This is a genomic window from Capnocytophaga canimorsus (assembly GCF_002302565.1).
GTDB classification, from domain to species: Bacteria; Bacteroidota; Bacteroidia; order Flavobacteriales; family Flavobacteriaceae; genus Capnocytophaga; species Capnocytophaga canimorsus.
In genome coordinates, this window is record NZ_CP022382.1 from 23,929 (window position 1) to 40,320 (window position 16,392).

The 16,392-nt window shown below is 34.8% G+C and carries 16 protein-coding genes; 15 read left to right on the forward strand and 1 reads right to left on the reverse strand.

The window, feature by feature from the left end; translation table 11 throughout:
- The 9 genes from CGC47_RS00090 to CGC47_RS00130 all read left to right on the forward strand — a co-directional run bounded on the left by CGC47_RS00090 (window position 1) and on the right by CGC47_RS00130 (window position 7,931).
- The gene (locus CGC47_RS00090; RefSeq protein WP_095899828.1) at window positions 1-1,836 is read left to right on the forward strand and encodes an ABC transporter ATP-binding protein; all 1,836 of its coding nucleotides are present in this window, start codon (window positions 1-3) and stop codon (window positions 1,834-1,836) included.
- 2 nt (window positions 1,837-1,838) lie between these two features.
- Window positions 1,839-2,378 (forward strand): RNA polymerase sigma factor, encoded by a 540-nt coding sequence (locus CGC47_RS00095; RefSeq protein ID WP_041999816.1) that lies wholly within the window; start codon window positions 1,839-1,841, stop codon window positions 2,376-2,378.
- 63 nt (window positions 2,379-2,441) lie between these two features.
- Window positions 2,442-2,891, forward strand: coding sequence for a hypothetical protein (locus CGC47_RS00100; protein WP_095899829.1), 450 nt, complete (start codon window positions 2,442-2,444; stop codon window positions 2,889-2,891).
- A 13-nt stretch (window positions 2,892-2,904) separates the two neighbouring features.
- Window positions 2,905-3,339, forward strand: coding sequence for a hypothetical protein (locus CGC47_RS00105; protein ID WP_041999822.1), 435 nt, complete (start codon window positions 2,905-2,907; stop codon window positions 3,337-3,339).
- 172 nt (window positions 3,340-3,511) lie between these two features.
- A complete protein-coding gene (locus CGC47_RS00110; protein WP_095899830.1) occupies window positions 3,512-3,787 on the forward strand; it encodes a TRL-like family protein in 276 nt (91 codons plus the stop codon).
- A 52-nt stretch (window positions 3,788-3,839) separates the two neighbouring features.
- Window positions 3,840-4,349, forward strand: a complete 510-nt coding sequence (locus CGC47_RS00115) for a hypothetical protein (RefSeq protein ID WP_095899831.1) — start codon at window positions 3,840-3,842, stop codon at window positions 4,347-4,349.
- On the forward strand, window positions 4,339-4,908 hold the full coding sequence (locus CGC47_RS00120) for a hypothetical protein (protein ID WP_095899832.1): 570 nt from the start codon (window positions 4,339-4,341) through the stop codon (window positions 4,906-4,908). Before CGC47_RS00115 ends, CGC47_RS00120 begins: the two co-directional genes overlap by 11 nt.
- Window positions 4,909-5,240: 332 nt before the next feature.
- On the forward strand, window positions 5,241-7,319 hold the full coding sequence (locus tag CGC47_RS00125; RefSeq protein WP_041999831.1) for a TonB-dependent receptor plug domain-containing protein: 2,079 nt from the start codon (window positions 5,241-5,243) through the stop codon (window positions 7,317-7,319).
- Between the two features lie 12 nt (window positions 7,320-7,331).
- Complete coding sequence (locus tag CGC47_RS00130; protein ID WP_052456113.1) at window positions 7,332-7,931, forward strand: HmuY family protein; 600 nt, start codon at window positions 7,332-7,334, stop codon at window positions 7,929-7,931.
- A 155-nt stretch (window positions 7,932-8,086) separates the two neighbouring features.
- Here CGC47_RS00130 and CGC47_RS00140 read toward each other — a convergent pair whose 3' ends face one another.
- A complete protein-coding gene (locus CGC47_RS00140; RefSeq protein WP_095899834.1) occupies window positions 8,087-10,192 on the reverse strand; it encodes an elongation factor G in 2,106 nt (701 codons plus the stop codon).
- 393 nt (window positions 10,193-10,585) lie between these two features.
- On the opposite strand from CGC47_RS00140, the gene lgt reads away from it, so the two are divergent.
- From lgt to CGC47_RS00170, 6 genes are all read left to right on the forward strand, one after another.
- The gene (gene lgt / locus CGC47_RS00145) at window positions 10,586-11,539 is read left to right on the forward strand and encodes a prolipoprotein diacylglyceryl transferase (protein WP_095899835.1); all 954 of its coding nucleotides are present in this window, start codon (window positions 10,586-10,588) and stop codon (window positions 11,537-11,539) included.
- A gap of 16 nt (window positions 11,540-11,555) precedes the next feature.
- Window positions 11,556-12,059 carry a hypothetical protein gene (locus tag CGC47_RS00150; RefSeq protein ID WP_013996920.1) on the forward strand — a complete coding sequence of 168 codons (504 nt, stop codon included), beginning with the start codon at window positions 11,556-11,558 and terminating at the stop codon, window positions 12,057-12,059.
- Between the two features lie 2 nt (window positions 12,060-12,061).
- Window positions 12,062-12,571 (forward strand): DUF192 domain-containing protein, encoded by a 510-nt coding sequence (locus tag CGC47_RS00155; protein WP_041999834.1) that lies wholly within the window; start codon window positions 12,062-12,064, stop codon window positions 12,569-12,571.
- A 29-nt stretch (window positions 12,572-12,600) separates the two neighbouring features.
- Window positions 12,601-13,152, forward strand: coding sequence for an isopentenyl-diphosphate Delta-isomerase (gene idi / locus CGC47_RS00160; protein ID WP_041999837.1), 552 nt, complete (start codon window positions 12,601-12,603; stop codon window positions 13,150-13,152).
- Window positions 13,153-13,337: 185 nt separating this feature from the next.
- The gene (locus tag CGC47_RS00165; protein ID WP_082025293.1) at window positions 13,338-14,180 is read left to right on the forward strand and encodes an N-acetylmuramic acid 6-phosphate etherase; all 843 of its coding nucleotides are present in this window, start codon (window positions 13,338-13,340) and stop codon (window positions 14,178-14,180) included.
- Window positions 14,181-14,349: 169 nt separating this feature from the next.
- A complete protein-coding gene (locus CGC47_RS00170) occupies window positions 14,350-16,269 on the forward strand; it encodes a M60 family metallopeptidase (protein ID WP_232779666.1) in 1,920 nt (639 codons plus the stop codon).
- Window positions 16,270-16,392 lie beyond the last annotated feature (123 nt).

A 16,392-nucleotide genomic window follows, 5' to 3' on the forward strand; every position in this document is an offset into this window, starting at 1 on the left:
ATGAGTTCATACCTTAAACGATTCATTCCCTTTATACTTCCGTATAAAAAACACGTAGCGCTAAATATTGTTTTCAGTACGCTTTATGCCCTTTTCAGTGCTCTCTCATTTGTAGCATTAGTCCCTATGTTGGATATTATGTTCAACAAAGAAGCTACCAAAGTGTATGAAAAGCCGCTTTTCCCTGATGATTTATCAAAAATGGGCGATTACGCCAAAACATTACTCAATTATGAAATCACTCAGGTAGCAGGTAATAACCCTATTTGGGCTTTAGGAATGATGATAGGGTTGGTCATTACTATGTTTTTATTGAAAAACTTATTTAATTATTTAGCCATATTTTTCGTTACTTTCTTACGTAATGGTGTTTTAAGAGATTTACGCAACAAACTTTACAAAAAAGTTACCGAACTGCCTATTTCTTATTTTTCAGAACAACGCAAAGGCGATATTATTTCAAGAATTTCGGGAGATGTCAACGAAGTACAAAGTTCGTTTCTTTCCGTTTTGGAGCTTATTTTCCGAGAGCCTTTAACCATCATATTTTCCATTATGGCAATGTTGGCCATTAGTGCCAAACTAACGCTTTTTGTTTTTATTTTTATCCCAATTTCAGGGTTAATTATCTCAAAAATAGGAAAATCTTTAAAAAAACAATCCACCAAAGTGCAGGAAGAACAAGGGCGCTTTCTATCCCTTATTGAAGAAACTGTGGGCGGACTTCGCATCATTAAGGCATTCAATGCTGAAAAAATTTTTAATAAGCGCTTTCAAGAGTCAACCCAACGCTTTCATCACTTTGCCAATAGCCTAATGAACCGACAAAATTTAGCCTCACCCGTGAGTGAGTTTTTAGGAATTTTGGTCATTGCTATTTTACTTTGGTTCGGAGGGTCAATGGTTCTGATTGAAAAAACATTGGACGGCTCGGAGTTTATTGCCTTTATGGGGTTGGCTTACAATATTTTAACCCCAGCAAAAGCCATAAGCCGTGCCTCATACGATTTGCGTAGAGGAAACGCTGCCGCTGAGCGCGTTATGGAAATTTTAGATTATCAAAGTCAAATTCAAGAAAAACCTAATGCCATTGATAAACCTAATTTTGAGCATTCAATGGTTCTCAAAAATATCACTTTTGCCTATGGTGAGCAAAATGTACTAGAAAATTTCTCATTAGAAATTCCTAAGGGGAAAACGGTCGCTTTGGTGGGACAATCTGGAAGTGGTAAAAGTACCATTGCTAACCTAATTACTCGTTTTTATGACGTTAACCAAGGGCAGATTTTGTTAGACGGCATAGATATCAAAGACTTAAAAATTGCTTCTCTACGCCGTTTTATGGGAATCGTTGCACAAGATTCTATATTATTTAACGACACCATTAGTAACAATTTACGCATCGGAAAACCCGATGCAACACAAGAAGAAATCATTGCTGCGGCAAAAGTAGCTAATGCTTACGAATTTATTCAAGATTTGCCTCAAGGTTTCGAAACCAATATAGGCGATGCTGGTAACAAACTCAGCGGCGGACAAAAGCAGCGTTTAAGTATTGCAAGGGCAGTTTTAAAAAATCCGCCAATTATGATTTTAGATGAGGCTACTTCAGCATTAGATACCGAAAGCGAACGACTTGTACAGAATGCTTTGGAAAATATGATGAAAAACAGAACTTCCATAGTAATCGCCCACCGATTGAGTACCATTCAAAATGCCGACCTAATCGTAGTGATGCAAAAAGGGAAAATTGTAGAGCAAGGTACTCACTCCCAGCTCTTAGCTAAAAAAGGAATGTATCATAAACTGGTAGAAATGCAATCATTCGGTGTATAGCTTTGGAAGAGCAAACACTCATAAAACAGTTAAAAGCCACAGAAACGAAGGCAAAGGCTTTTGAATATTTGGTGTCACACTACCAGAAAAAATTGTATTGGCATATCCGTCATTTAGTGCTTTCTCACGATGATACAGACGATATACTACAAGAGACTTTTATCAAAGTTTTTAAAAGTATTGATTCTTTTCGGGAAGAAAGCAGTTTGTTTTCGTGGATGTACCGCATAGCTACCAATCAGGCACTTGATTTTCTCAAGAAAAAGGCACGTGAAAAGCATTGTAGCTTTGAAGATTTTCAACAAGAGCGCGTAACTCAGCTACAAAGTGATGTATATTTTGAAGGAGATGAAATTCAACTCAAATTACAAAAAGCAATTGCTTGTCTTCCCGAAAAACAACAAATTGTATTTAAAATGAAATATTTTGAAGAACTTAAATATGAAGAAATTTCGGCAATTTTAGGCACTTCGGTAGGAGCACTTAAAGCCTCGTATCATCACGCTGTGGAAAAAATTAAAATTTATGTAGAAAGCTATTAAACCTTAATCCATTTTTATCGTCAAACCAACGTGAAGGAACATAAAGAACATATAAAATCGGGTATGAAAGCCCCTGAGCGATACTTTGATGCGTTCTACGAGCGTCTTGCAAAGCGCCTTGAGACGGATAAGCGAGAGTTTTCTCACGGATTTTCAGTTCCTAACGGATATTTTGAACAATCAAAAAAACAAATTTACAAGGTTACGATTCGGCGAAAGGCTCAAAAAATGGCTCTTAAAGCAACATTGCGCTGGGTAGCCATCGCAGTAATTGTTGTTGCTGTTTCATCGTTTTTATTCTTAAAATCAATAACTTCAAAACAAATTATACTTACACAGCAAGAAATTAACAACTACGTAAATAATAACTTTAATGAAACGGATTTCTATTGGATTTCACAAGAAATATCTATAGAAGATATTGAGGGCTTAGCGTTACCTCCTATAGAAAATCCAGAAATTATTGGGCAGTATCTATCCGAATATGCCTATATGGAAAATACTGATTTTTAAAATACTTAATCTTATGAAAAACATTTTAATATTTTCTACTTTACTGTTTTGCTTTTGCAACGTATGGGGGCAGCATAATGAAAAATACGAGAAGATAAAATCATTAAAAATCGCCTATATTACTGAGAAGATTGACCTTACCCCACAAGAAGCTAAAGCTTTTTGGCCTATCTACAATAAATATTCTGATAAAATTCACGAATTACACAACGGTGGGTTAGGAAAATGTCGTAAAACCGCTTCCGAAAAAGGCAATCAACTCAGTGAAAAAGAAGCCCTTGAGCTTATTGAAAAAGAGGAAGAAATAAATTTAGAAATTGTTAAAACTTCAAAAGAAATGAACTTACAGCTACTGAAAGTTATTTCCGCGAAAAAAATTGTTCTTTTGAAACAGGCCGAAAAGGAATTCCGTCATAGATTAATCAAACAATACAAGGAGCATAAATAATTTTGATTTAAATCGTTGCTAAAAGAAAAATGAATTAAAAATAATTCTTTATTTTATTTTGATTTTTTAAGGAAATTTTTATTTTTGTACCCTGATAGTTAGAGCTGAGTAAACTAATAAACAGGGAGTAACTGAAAATCCTTAAGAGTAGGGAACATTAAAATTCATTTTTATGATTAAAAAATTTATCGCTGCTACTGTATTAGCAGTAACTTTGGCAAGTTGTTCTGTTACTTTACCAGTAACTGCAACAAGTAACGGTGTAGGTAATAAAGTAGGTACTGCAAAAGCTACAGGTTACTTAGGGTTTTTATTCTTTGATGCTGATGCTTCTATTAGATCTGCGGCTAAAAATGGAGGAATTACAAAAATTTCTACTGTTGACATTAAACACTCTAGCATTTTAGGGCTTGTAGTTTCTTATGAAACCATCGTAACTGGAGAATAATTCTATTTTTTATGATAAAACTATCTGAATTTGCTTAAATTCAGGTAGTTTTATGTTTCTATTTTTTATGAAAAATTTCGCGATATTTTTTTTACTAAGTTTCTTCGTCGCTTGTAATTCGAATTCCAATAAGGTTGACTTTTTTGGAGACGCTTATTATAACTTACATCCTCAAGAAAAGGTATTAAATTATGTTACTACTCCAGTTGATGACTTATTCAAACAAGTAGTTTCTTCCGTCTTTAAAGAGCAACAACTTCCTGTTTACAGAATTGTTAAAAGTGAAAATGCCTATACCTACATTACAATTCCTTTCGATATAAGTTTTTCGAATTTCAGTTTCGATACACTGCCACAAGGCACAAATATTATCCATAAAAATGAAAACAACCAACTTAAATATATTGCCTTCGAAAGTAATAACATACTCACTTCTATATATTTAAGAAAGATTAAAAATAATACTATTTGTTTATTGAGTTTTTCACCTGATAAAACAAAATTTGAAGAAATAGGTAGCGAAGAAATAATTGATAAAAAGATACAATTTTATGAAAAGTAAATTGCGCCTCATTTTAAAGCCTTTTTTAATAATATCATTACTGTTTGCTCTACAGGGATGTTTTTCGGTCAAGCCAGGGAAAACTGGAAATGGAAAAAAATTGTACGAGACTTTTTACGCTGGAGAAGAAGGAAACCAATACTTTATAAAACCCTTTGAATTGACTGATTTAACTCGTAATGAAAAAAGTTTATGGGATTTTAGCTTCCGAAGTAAAGTTTCATTGCAAGGAGAAAGCAGAGTAAACTTTAGCTTATTTACGCAGTTAGCTTTACATAAAATCGAAAAAGTTTCATTTTCCAACAAAAATACCAATTTCAGTAATGAACAAGTTTCTTTTATGTTTATCGAAAAAACAAAAGAAGGCTTTCTTTCAAGGTTTACCCTAAATACTGATACAGAAAATCTTAAAGCACTTTTTTCAGATGCTAATTGGGAAATTACCATAAAAACAGAACAAGGCAATTATACTTATACCCCCGATAAAGCGGTAATAAAAAAAATTAACACCTTAGACCAAACTCTCTTTGCTCTTTTTTACAAGCAATATGATAAGTAATATTTTGACTAAAGAACTAAAGAAGTCTAATGTCATTAAAGAGGTATAAAAAACGTTCAGTATAATACGTTTTATAATCAATATTTATGCGTATATTATTGTTTATCAATGTTTTATTTTTGTTTTGATTGTCTTTATAAATACACATTGCTTGTAAATTTAGTAAGGTTTTTTACACATATGTAATTATTTAACAGCACCTTATGTTTTTGAATTCTTAAAAAAAACGTGTAAGCAGGGTGAGTTTCATCTTTTCACTTTATCAAAAAAATTATTTTGAAAAAATCTAAATTACATATACCTTTGCCCAAAGTGCCGAAGCATTACATATTATGCCAAGATTATCAGTTGTTTTTCTTATTATATTCTTGAGTTTTTCTCTATCCTTAAGCTATGGGCAAGACCTACAAACGCATAAAGATTCTGTAGATTATAAGTTGGGCGAAGTGGTCATTTCTGCTACTCGTACCTTACGTCAGCTCTCTTCATTGCCTTTGCAGGTACAACTGATTAAGGAAAAGGAAATCCGCAGTACAAATGCTTCCCGACTTTCTGAAGTATTAGCAGAACAGAATGGTTTGGTAACTATACCAGGACATACCGGAGGTGAAGGGATTCAAATGCAGGGACTTGATGTGGCATATACCTTAATTTTGATTGATGAAATGCCTTTGGTGGGTAGGGTACTTGGGCAATTGGATTTGAATCGCATCAGTGTAGGAAACATTCAGCAGGTTGAAATTGTCAAGGGAGCATCGTCCAGCTTGTATGGTAGTGAGGCTTTAGGAGGGGTTATCAATGTCATTACTAAAATTCCTGAAGACGGGTTAAAGGCAAGTGTAAACTATAAAGAAAGTCGCTTTGCCACTCACGATGCTTCAATGAATATCGGATACCGAAAAAAACAGCTACAAATCACTTCTTTTTTTAATATGTATGGCAGCGATGGATATCATCTGTCAACCTCGGAAGTGCCTACCGTAACTCCGTTTTACAATACCACAGCACGAACCAAAATAGCATATCGGTTTAATGACAAGACCGACTTGAGCCTTTCTGCGCGTTACTTTCTACAAAATCAAGTGTATATGCTTTCAAAAAAAGAGAAGGGACAAAGCCATCTTTCGGAATGGAACCTACACGTGAAACTCAATCATCGGTATAACCAAAAGTGGAGCAGTTATTTTGAGATGTACGCCACCGATTATAAAACTCACGAATATATTCAAGGAGGAAAAGTAATTTCAGGAGATACCGACTCTAACTTTCAGCAATTTTATTTACGTCCTGAAATGCGAGGCAAATATTCCCCAAAGGAAAAAAACGATATCATTTTCGGGATAGGAGGAAATTTTGAAGACATCAAGAAGACCATTTTTATATCCGATTCTGAAATGCAATCGTATTATCTTTACGGACAATTAGATACTTATCTGACCTCAAAAATGAATCTGATTGCTGGTTTTCGTTACGATTTACACAGCCAATACACTTCACAATTTAGCCCCAAATTAGCGTTAAAATACGATTTTTCAGATAAAATAAGTGTAAAAACTTCCGTAGGATACGGCTATAAAGCTCCCGATTTTAGGCAATTGTATAACAATTTTACCAATTCCAGTGTAGGATATTCAGTATTAGGATATAATGCGGTGCCTCAGGTACTTTCGCAAATGGAGAAAAACGGAGAAATCGCCTCAGTGTACGTAGATAAAAGCGAGTTTACCCAGTCAAAATTGGCACCTGAAAGTTCCATTAGTTTCAATTTTGGGGTCGATATACAACCTCTTTCCGAATTGAAGTTGCAACTGAATTTATTTCGTAATGATATTAAAAATCTGATAGACAATCAAATAATAGCAGTAAAGTACTCAGGACAATCTGTTTACAGCTATCGAAACATTGAGCGTGTTTACACTCAGGGTATGGAAGCTAATGTGAGTTATTTTCCGATAAAAAATTTGACATTATCAGCAGGATATCAACTGCTTTATGCTAAAAATAAAACTGCTGAAAATCGTTTTCAAGAACGTAAAGTATATGCCCGAGATGCTAATGGTGATATCTTTCAATTGCAAAGCTCTGATTATTTTGGGCTGTTTAATCGGTCGAGACATTCGGCAAATTTTAAAATTTTCTATCAATTACCTATTTGGAATACTGATTTGAACTTCCGTGGCGTATATCGTGGAAAATATGGTATTGCCGATACCAACGTCAATACTTATTTGGACAAATATGATGATTTTGTACCCGCACACCTGCTACTTAATGTGGCACTAAATAAGCACTTTGGTGAGCGTTTCACCTTAGGGGTAGGAGTAAATAATCTAACGGATTATACTAATGTTAAGTACATTAGCAATATTCCTGGTAGAATAATGTATGCAAGTTTGAATATCAATTTTTAATTTTATATAATTATGAAAAAAATGTTTTTATTGGCAGGAATTTTTGCCACCGCTTTGTTCACATTTTCTTGTAGTAAAGAGGAGAGTAAAAAAGGAGAAACCTATCTGTTTAAAAATACTGAAAAAGTCGAGGTACTTAATATTAAATCAGCAAAGGAAATCACGGTTAGTGAACAAGAACCTAAATTTGAGGGGTATCAAAAATATAGTTTTTCAAAAAATACAGTTGTTGAGTCCGACCAGTGGGATATCGCCTTTAACGGATATACCATAATTGTTAATGGGGGTACGTCTCCGAACGCTGATAAGATTGCCATTACAGGAAAAGGTGCACTTTATATCACTGAAGGAACGTTGGAAAATGTAACTTCGGTAGAATTGGAAAAACTTAAAAATCATACGGTTAATTATACCGATTGGGGGCAGTATGATGGGGGTACCCATATGGTAACTCCTATTGCTGGAAAAATCATTGTTATCAAAACCTATGAAGGGCAATATGTAAAAATGCGTATCGATAGTTTTTATAAAGACAAAGGCGACCAAAAACCTGGTGCAAACTATAAGAATACCGAATTAGGGTATTATTCATTCACTTTTATTAAAGGATAGCCCAAATGCAAGAAATACTTACTTATACCTTAGTGGCTTTTGCTTTTTTCTTTTTAATAAAGACATTTTTTTTCAAAAAGAAGAAAAAAAATAAATGTGGCGAAACAAATTGTAATTGCTAAAAAGTCGGCTTTTAAAGCCGACTTTTTGATTTTTTATCCTCTTAATAATTTTTCTTGGACTTCGTGGTTCATTACCTGATAGCCCCACAAATACCTACTGAATTTGGATTTTCCTTGCGTAATGGAACGCAGTGAGGTGGAATATCCGTACATCTCGGCAATGGGTACTAAAGCCTTGATTTGTTGATATTGTCGGATGTTGTCAATTCCTGTAATGACAGCTCTTCGGCTTTGTAAATCGGTCATTACATCGCCCATCGCTACAGCATCACAAAGTACTTCCAATTCGTAAAAGGGTTCCATAATTTTAGGTGAGGCATTTTTGAAGGCTTCCGAAAAACCAGCTGAAGCTGCCAACTGAAAGGCAATATCATTGGAGTCTACAGGGTGCATTTTTCCGTCGAAAACGCTTACGCGAACGTTTTGGCAATACGAACCAGTGAGAGGTCCCTCTTCCATTTTTGCCATAATTCCTTTTTTGATAGCTCCAATAAAGCGTGTGTCGATGCTTCCGCCAACAATGCACCACAAGAAATGCAAATATCCGCCCCAAGGTAGTTCGATGAGTTCTTCTTTTCTGATATTCAAATCGGTAGGTAGAGGGGAATTTTCATCATAAGGTTCAACACGAAGATGCACTTCGGCAAATTGCCCCGCTCCACCCGATTGTTTTTTATGACGATATTGGGCTTCAGCAGTTTTTGAAATCGTTTCACGATATGGAATTTTTGGACGAATAAGCTCCATATCAATATTATATAACGATTTGATGCGTTGTTTCACTACATCAAAATGCATTTGTCCTTGTCCGTGAATGATGGTTTGTTTTAGTTCGGGGGAATATTGCAAGGTAAAGGTTGGGTCTTCCTCCTGAATGATATGCAAGGCGTTGGTTAGTTTTTCAAAATCTGATTTTGAAGGAGGCACCACAGCCATACGGATTTTCATTTGTGGGAATTTGATTTTGCGTATTTGTACGTCTTCGTGTCCTTCCGCATTGAGTGTGTTGTTGGTATGTGAATTTTTTAGTTTTATGGTAACTCCCAAGTCACCAGCGACCAATTGTTCAACGGATTCTCTGTTCTTTCCATTGACGATGAAGATTTTGTTGATGCGTTCATCTTCGCCATTCATTTGATTTTTAAGAGTTTCTCCGCTTTTCAGTTTTCCGCTATATACTTTAAAATAACTGAGTTCCCCAATTTGTGATTCGTTCAGTGTTTTATAGATGAAAATGCTTGTGGGTAATGAAGCATTTGGAGCAAGAGTTTTTCCGTTTTGAAGCTCTTTATCAGGTTGTTGCAAGGGGGAAGGACAGATGTCACGAATGAAACCCATAATACGTCCAGTTCCTTTATTTTCCTTTGCCGAAGCACAAAAAACAGGGAAGAAATTTTGTTTCCCCATAGCCAATTGAAGCCCTTTGGTAAGTTCTTCTTCCGATAGTGTTCCTTGTTCAAAGTAGCGTTCCATTAGCCCTTCTTCTTCCTCAGCAGCTATTTCAACAAGCTGATTGTGAATTTGTTTTGCTCGTTCAAGTACTTCTTCGGGAATAGCTTCTTTTTTAGGTTTTCCTCCGTTGGAATCGAAGGTGTACATTACCATACGCAATGCATCAACGATATGATTAAATCCGTTTTCTAATTGATACGGAAACTGAATTTCAACTACTTTATTTCCAAAAGTATTTTTAATTTCCTGAAGTGATTTTTCAAAGTCTGCTTTTTCGTGATCCATTTGGTTGATAACGAAAAGAGTAGGGGTTTTAAACTCTTCGATATAATCTTTGTGGAGTTCGTTTTGAACCTCAATGCCTTCCTTAGCGTTGATAACCACTACGGCGGTATCGGCGACTTTCAGCCCTGAAATGGCTTCACCGATAAAATCATCAAAACCAGGGGTGTCAATAAAATTGATTTTGACATTTCCCCACAACACGTGCATTAGCGAACTGAAAATACTGTGTTTTTTTTCTCGTTCCATTTCGTGAAAATCGGAAATTGTATTTCCCTCTTCAATGCTTCCGATGCGTGTAGTAGCTCCTGATTCAAACAGCATTGTTTCTACCAAAGAAGTTTTTCCGCTTCCGGCGTGTCCTAAAAGAACCGCATTCCGAATATTGTTGGTATTATAATCCATAATGAATAATTTTGGGTGTTAAAAATACCCTATAAAAGTATAAAAAAATGAAATAACTAACAAGATAAAAATATCTTTTTATAAAAATATTTTAACTTATAAATTTTGGTGTTTCAAACTGTCGTAGTCAATATCCTTCCAGATGTATTTCTAAAGCAAGACGCTTTTGCTTTGGAATTCTTACATTTGTTTCTTCTCAATACAAGAAAAAGTTACAATCTTCACATTTATTATTGCTGTTGCTCTTTGGCGAAGTCTTGTTTTAACTTTGTTTGATGATTGACATTTGGTAGATTTCTTGCAGTTAGACACAAATAATACCAAAATTCTTTTTTGGTCAATTACTCAAATTGTACTACTTTTACGCTCATATTAAATTTTAGAAGTTTTACGATGATGATATCAAGTTTTATATGGAATCCTGACCAAGTGCTTTTTCAAGTAGGCGGAATTGCTATTCGCTATTATAGTTTGATGTTTGTAGTGGCTTTCGCGCTGGGTTTTTATCTGATGAAAAAGATTTTTATCAATGAAGGAAAATCTTTAGACAAGTTAGATTCTCTTTTTATCTATACCGCGGTGGCTACATTAGTGGGGGCACGTTTGGGGCATTGTTTTTTTTACGATTGGAACAATTACTACAAAGATCATATTATTGAAATCTTTTTACCCATTCGGGAAAATCCAAAAGGGAATATTTTTGGCATCATACAAGGTTGGGAGCTTTCAGGATTTCAAGGATTAGCCAGTCACGGAGCAGCTATCGGTATTATTATTGCAATGGTATTTTTTGTCAGAAAATATAAGGATATGACTCTTTCGTGGGTTTTAGACCGAATTGTGATTCCTGTTTCTATTGGTGGTGTTTTTGTGCGTTTAGGCAATTTTTTTAATTCAGAAATTTCAGGAAAAGAAGTCAGTGATAATTTTCCTTTGGGTGTGAAATTTGTTCAAGGCGGTCACATTTCACCTCGTGAGGCAATGAATATCACGGGTCAGGATAATCCGCAATCGGCTTACGAACTTATTACTAACGACCCTACCTATGCTAAAATTTTGGAAACCATTCCGTATCAACATCCTACACAGTTGTACGAAGCTTTTGGTTACTTCATTTTATTTTGGGTTTTGTGGTATGTGTACTGGAAAACGAATAAAAAGCAACAACCTTTTTATATTTTCGGATTGTTTTTGGTTTTGCTTTGGAGTATTCGTTTTGTAGTAGAGTTTGTAAAAGAAAGTCAAGGAGGCTTTGAAAATGCTTTGGGGATATTTTCTACCGGACAGTGGCTCAGCATTCCGTTTATCCTTGCAGGAATTTATCTGCTACTAAGAAAAAAAGTATAAAATCAGTCTTTACAATATGAAAAAGAGGGATATTTATGAAGTAGCTATAAAATTATTAGGGATTTACGTTGCATTTATTACGTTAAATCAATGTAAAGATTTTTTAGCATTATTGTTTTTTATTCCAGCCTACAAAAACGTCTTTGACAATGATTGGACGATTTTATTCAGCGGATTTGTGTTAATAGGTACTCTCCTGATTACTTATCTTCTGCTTTTTAAAACTCAAAAAATAGTAAAACTTATCGCACAGCCTTCCGATGAAGAAATTGTAAATGTTCAATTTAGCAAAAAGCAACTTTATCAAATTTGTTTGGTTCTATCAGGTATTTTAACGATTGTTTTTTCTATTTCGGAGTTCATTCATGTGGCAAGAAATTTTTCTCTTTCCTTAAAGGATACTGGGTTGCAATTCAATAAAATCCATTGGGTATTCCCGATAGTAAAGGTGATAGTTGGGGTGTTGTTAGTGAAATTTTCCGTGGCGTTGTCAGATTATATTAACGATAAAATAAAATAAAGATGCAATTTTTTAGAAAGTATTTTGTGGTATTAGCCTTCGTTTTGGTAGGAATTGCTGCTGTAGCTTACATAGCTCCTATGCTTATGGGAAAAGAGGAAACACTAACTTCAAATCAAATCAAAACAGCGGAAATTGATTTCACACACGAGGGAGATTTGTCCATCTTCAAAGGGGATAAACTCCTAAAAAAAATAGCCATTGAGTTTGCCAACTCTCCTTCCGAGCGAGAATTAGGATTGATGTACCGACAAACAATGCAGCAAAACCAAGGGATGCTTTTTGTTTTTCCCGATGAACAAATCCGTACATTTTATATGAAAAACACATTTCTTCCTTTAGATATTATTTATATCAATGCCAATAAAGAAATCATTAGCATCGTTAAAAACGCGCGACCAATGGATGAAACGTCACTACCCTCTGAGAAACCTGCAAAATACGTTTTAGAGATAAACGCAGGGCTTACCGATGCTTGGGGAATTGAAATAGGAGACCACATTTCATATTAAAAAAGTACATTTATAAAGTTTGTTATACGATGGAAGAAAAAGTCATTTTAGTTGACCAAAACGACAACTCCATAGGGCTGATGCCCAAACTTGAAGCCCATCAGAAGGCATTGCTTCATCGTGCTTTTTCGGTTTTTATAATGAATGAAAAAGGTGAAATGATGCTCCAAAAACGAGCACTACACAAGTACCATTCCCCAGGACTATGGACCAATACTTGTTGTAGCCATCAGCGTGAAAATGAAACCAATGTTGAGGCAGGGAAACGCCGTTTACAAGAAGAAATGGGTTTTGTTACCGATTTGCAAGAAGTTTTTTCTTTCATCTATAAAGCACCTTTCGATAACGGACTCACCGAGCACGAGTTAGACCACGTGATGATTGGTTTTTATGAGCAAAATCCAGTAATCAATTCCGAAGAAGTTGCCGATTGGAAATGGGAATTTCCTGAAAATGTTAAGGCAGATATTCTACAAAATCCGCAAGTATATACCGAATGGTTTAAAATTATTTTTAATCGATTTTATGATTACTTAATGGAACGCTATCAGCAGAGTAAAAACAATTCTAAAAAAGAATAAGGTTTATTAAAAGGCTTTTAAGCTTTTTTTTTGGTTTTTATCCTGTGGTCTCATCAATTAGCAAAGGAGATTTTAAAAGCAAAATGCACTTACCTTTTTCAAGAAGAAATTGCACTTGGGGGGTGAATGTACCACTCGTAAGTTTCTATTATTTTTTCACAATAGAATCTGAAAAAAATGATATATTGCAACAAATTTTAAAGCAAAATACTTTGGAAACATATCGAAAAATAACTGAGGAACCTTCAAAATACGACCATCTGGAGCAGATGGATGTTCATACTATTTTAAAAGGTATAAATAATGAGGATAAAGTCGTAGCGGAAATGGTTGAAAAATCAATTCCTCAAATTGAGCGTTTTGTTATGGCTTTGGAAGAGCGTTTTGGTAGGGGAGGAAGACTTTTTTATATCGGGGCGGGAACCAGTGGTCGGTTAGGTATTTTGGACGCTTCTGAAATACCACCCACTTACGGAATGCCTCACGATAGGGTTATTGGGCTTATTGCTGGAGGAGATACCGCCATTCGTAAAGCTGTAGAAAATGCAGAAGATGATATTTCTCAAGCTTGGAAAGACATCTGCGCCTTTAATCCTACCCCCGAAGATGCGGTTTTGGGTATAGCAGCTTCAGGAACAACTCCGTATGTTATTGGTGGGATAAAAAAAGCCCGAGAAAACGGACTACTTACCGCAGGGCTTACCAATAATCCGCAATCGCCACTTGCGCAATTGGCAGAAATGCCTATAGAGGTAAATGTAGGTCCCGAGTTTGTCACTGGAAGCACACGTATGAAAAGCGGAACTTCTCAAAAAATGGTGCTTAATATGATATCTACTGCACTGATGATACGTATTGGTAGGGTACAAGGCAATAAGATGGTAAATATGCAACTCAATAATAACAAATTGATAGATAGGGGAGTACGTTTTTTGATGGAAGAGCTTCATATTGATTATCAGAAGGCTTATGAATTGCTTTTAAAGTATGGGTCGGTACACAATGCTTTGGAAAACGCTTTAAAATAGTATTTTGAACGATTCGTTTAAATTGAGCTAAAAACTTGCGTAAAACATATCTTTAAAAGGCGTTATTTTTGGGATAGAATTTGTATCTTCGTGGTTCAAATTTTAACCAAAGATATATTAACTTATGAAGACAAAATTGTTGAAACTTTGCGTCGTTGTTTTTTCTACAATGAGTGCGACAATCTGCGCACAAGATAGTGATTTAGTAGATAAACTGTCAGATGTCTGGGAGTATTATGGGGTTAAACCTGCGGGTTCAAAAATGGATTTTCAAAAGGGTCGTCCCGGTATGTTTAAGGTGTTTTTCCAAAATGGAACATTTAGAAACTATATGTTCGGACTTCCTAAATCCATAATCACAACCAAAGGAACTTATGAATTGGTCAATGATAGCGTATTTTTAGAAAGACTGGACAAAACCCTTCTCCCTATTTATAGTACATCACCAGAAAAATCACTTACCTTTAAGTTTATTTCAGATAATGAACTCAGAATAAAATATGACGTTTCACAAGGAATGCGAGTTGAAGAGGTATGGTTTCGGGTAAATTATCCAGAAAATTTTTTAGAGCAAGATAATAGTATTTCCAAAGAAATTCCTCAATCAGATTTGGCTCTTTTCTCAGATCCTATGTTGTTGAAATTAAATCGAAACGTTTCTTCAGAAAGTATTCAAAAAATTTCAATTCCTCAATTACGTATTTTAGCTACGGAATTAAAAAATAAATCGTACAAGGTAACGCATCGTGTCGCTGAATTTGAGGCGAAATTATCTCCTGAAGCCTTAGGTAAGCAGTTGGTTATTGGTAATGGTTATTCTCGATATGAACAAATAACAGGAATATATTTGTCTCAAGGACAACAAGTTGTTGTTGCTGAAATTCCTGAAGGAAAAGAAATTAAAATACTTATCCCGAATTGGGAACGAAGGGCTCCTGAGGGGATAGACCCTAGTAAAGATCCTAATGGTTGGGGGCTTAAACGAGATGTTTATACCTTAAAAAACGGGGTAAATCTTATTGAGATAAAATCGGGAGGATTAGTGTATGTTGATTATTTTTCTGAAACTCCTCAAAAAGAACCAAAAATAAAACTCCATTTCGTTAATGGAAAAGTGAACGGATATTTCGATGCAACAAAACACTCTAATAAAGATTGGAATTATTTGATTGATAATGCAGTGTATCCTATTATTGATGCTGTTGGGAAGCATATTCAAATTGCATATCCAGTAGAGGATTGTAAGAAATATGCTTACGGAAAAGGGGTTCAGTTGATTGAAAACTATGATCAATTAGTGAAACGACAATATGAAATTATGGGGTTAGAAAAATACAATCGTATACCCAAAAATCGTATTCTTTCGCGTGTAAACTATAACTATTATATGTTTCGTGATCGTGATGGTATAGCTTATATGGGAACAAAACCTGGATATGCAATGGCTATGGTTGCTGATCCAAACAAAGTGATCAAAGGAGATCCTTGTTGGGGCTTTAGCCACGAGGTCGGACACGTGCACCAGCTCTTTCCTTACTTTTCTTGGGGAGGATTAACAGAGGTTAGTAATAATATTTATACCTTGTATGTTACCAAATCCTTTGGAAATAAAAGTAGAATAATGCAACAGGATAATTATTCAAAATCACGAAAAGATATTATAGAAAAGAAAATCTCTTATTTACAGGATCCTGATGTATTTAACAAATTAGTTCCTTTTTGGCAATTGCATTTGTACTTTACTAATGTAGGCGCAAATCCTGACTTTTATCCAGATTTATTTGAAGCATTTCGCAGACAAGGAGAAGAAGAATTGAAGAACAATAATGGTAAATGGGGGAATAATCCAGCGATATATCAATTGAATTTTGTTAAAAAGGCTTGCGAGGTTTCAAAGACAGATTTGACAGAGTTTTTCGATAAATATGGATTTTTCTACGTAGGATGGTTAGAATATGAAGATTACGGAAAACATCGTTATATAATGACCCAAGAAATGGTAGATAAATGTAAAGAAGAAATACAAAAAATGAATTTGCCTAAACCTAAAATAGATATTTCTACACTGACCGATAATAATATTAAGTAAATTGTTTGTTCTGTTTAGGTTACATTACACCTTTTTAAATTGCCAATAAATAAATTTGTAAAACCTACTTATCAAAATAAATATATTTGATAGGTAGGTTTTTTTAGTAGATTCAGAAGAAAG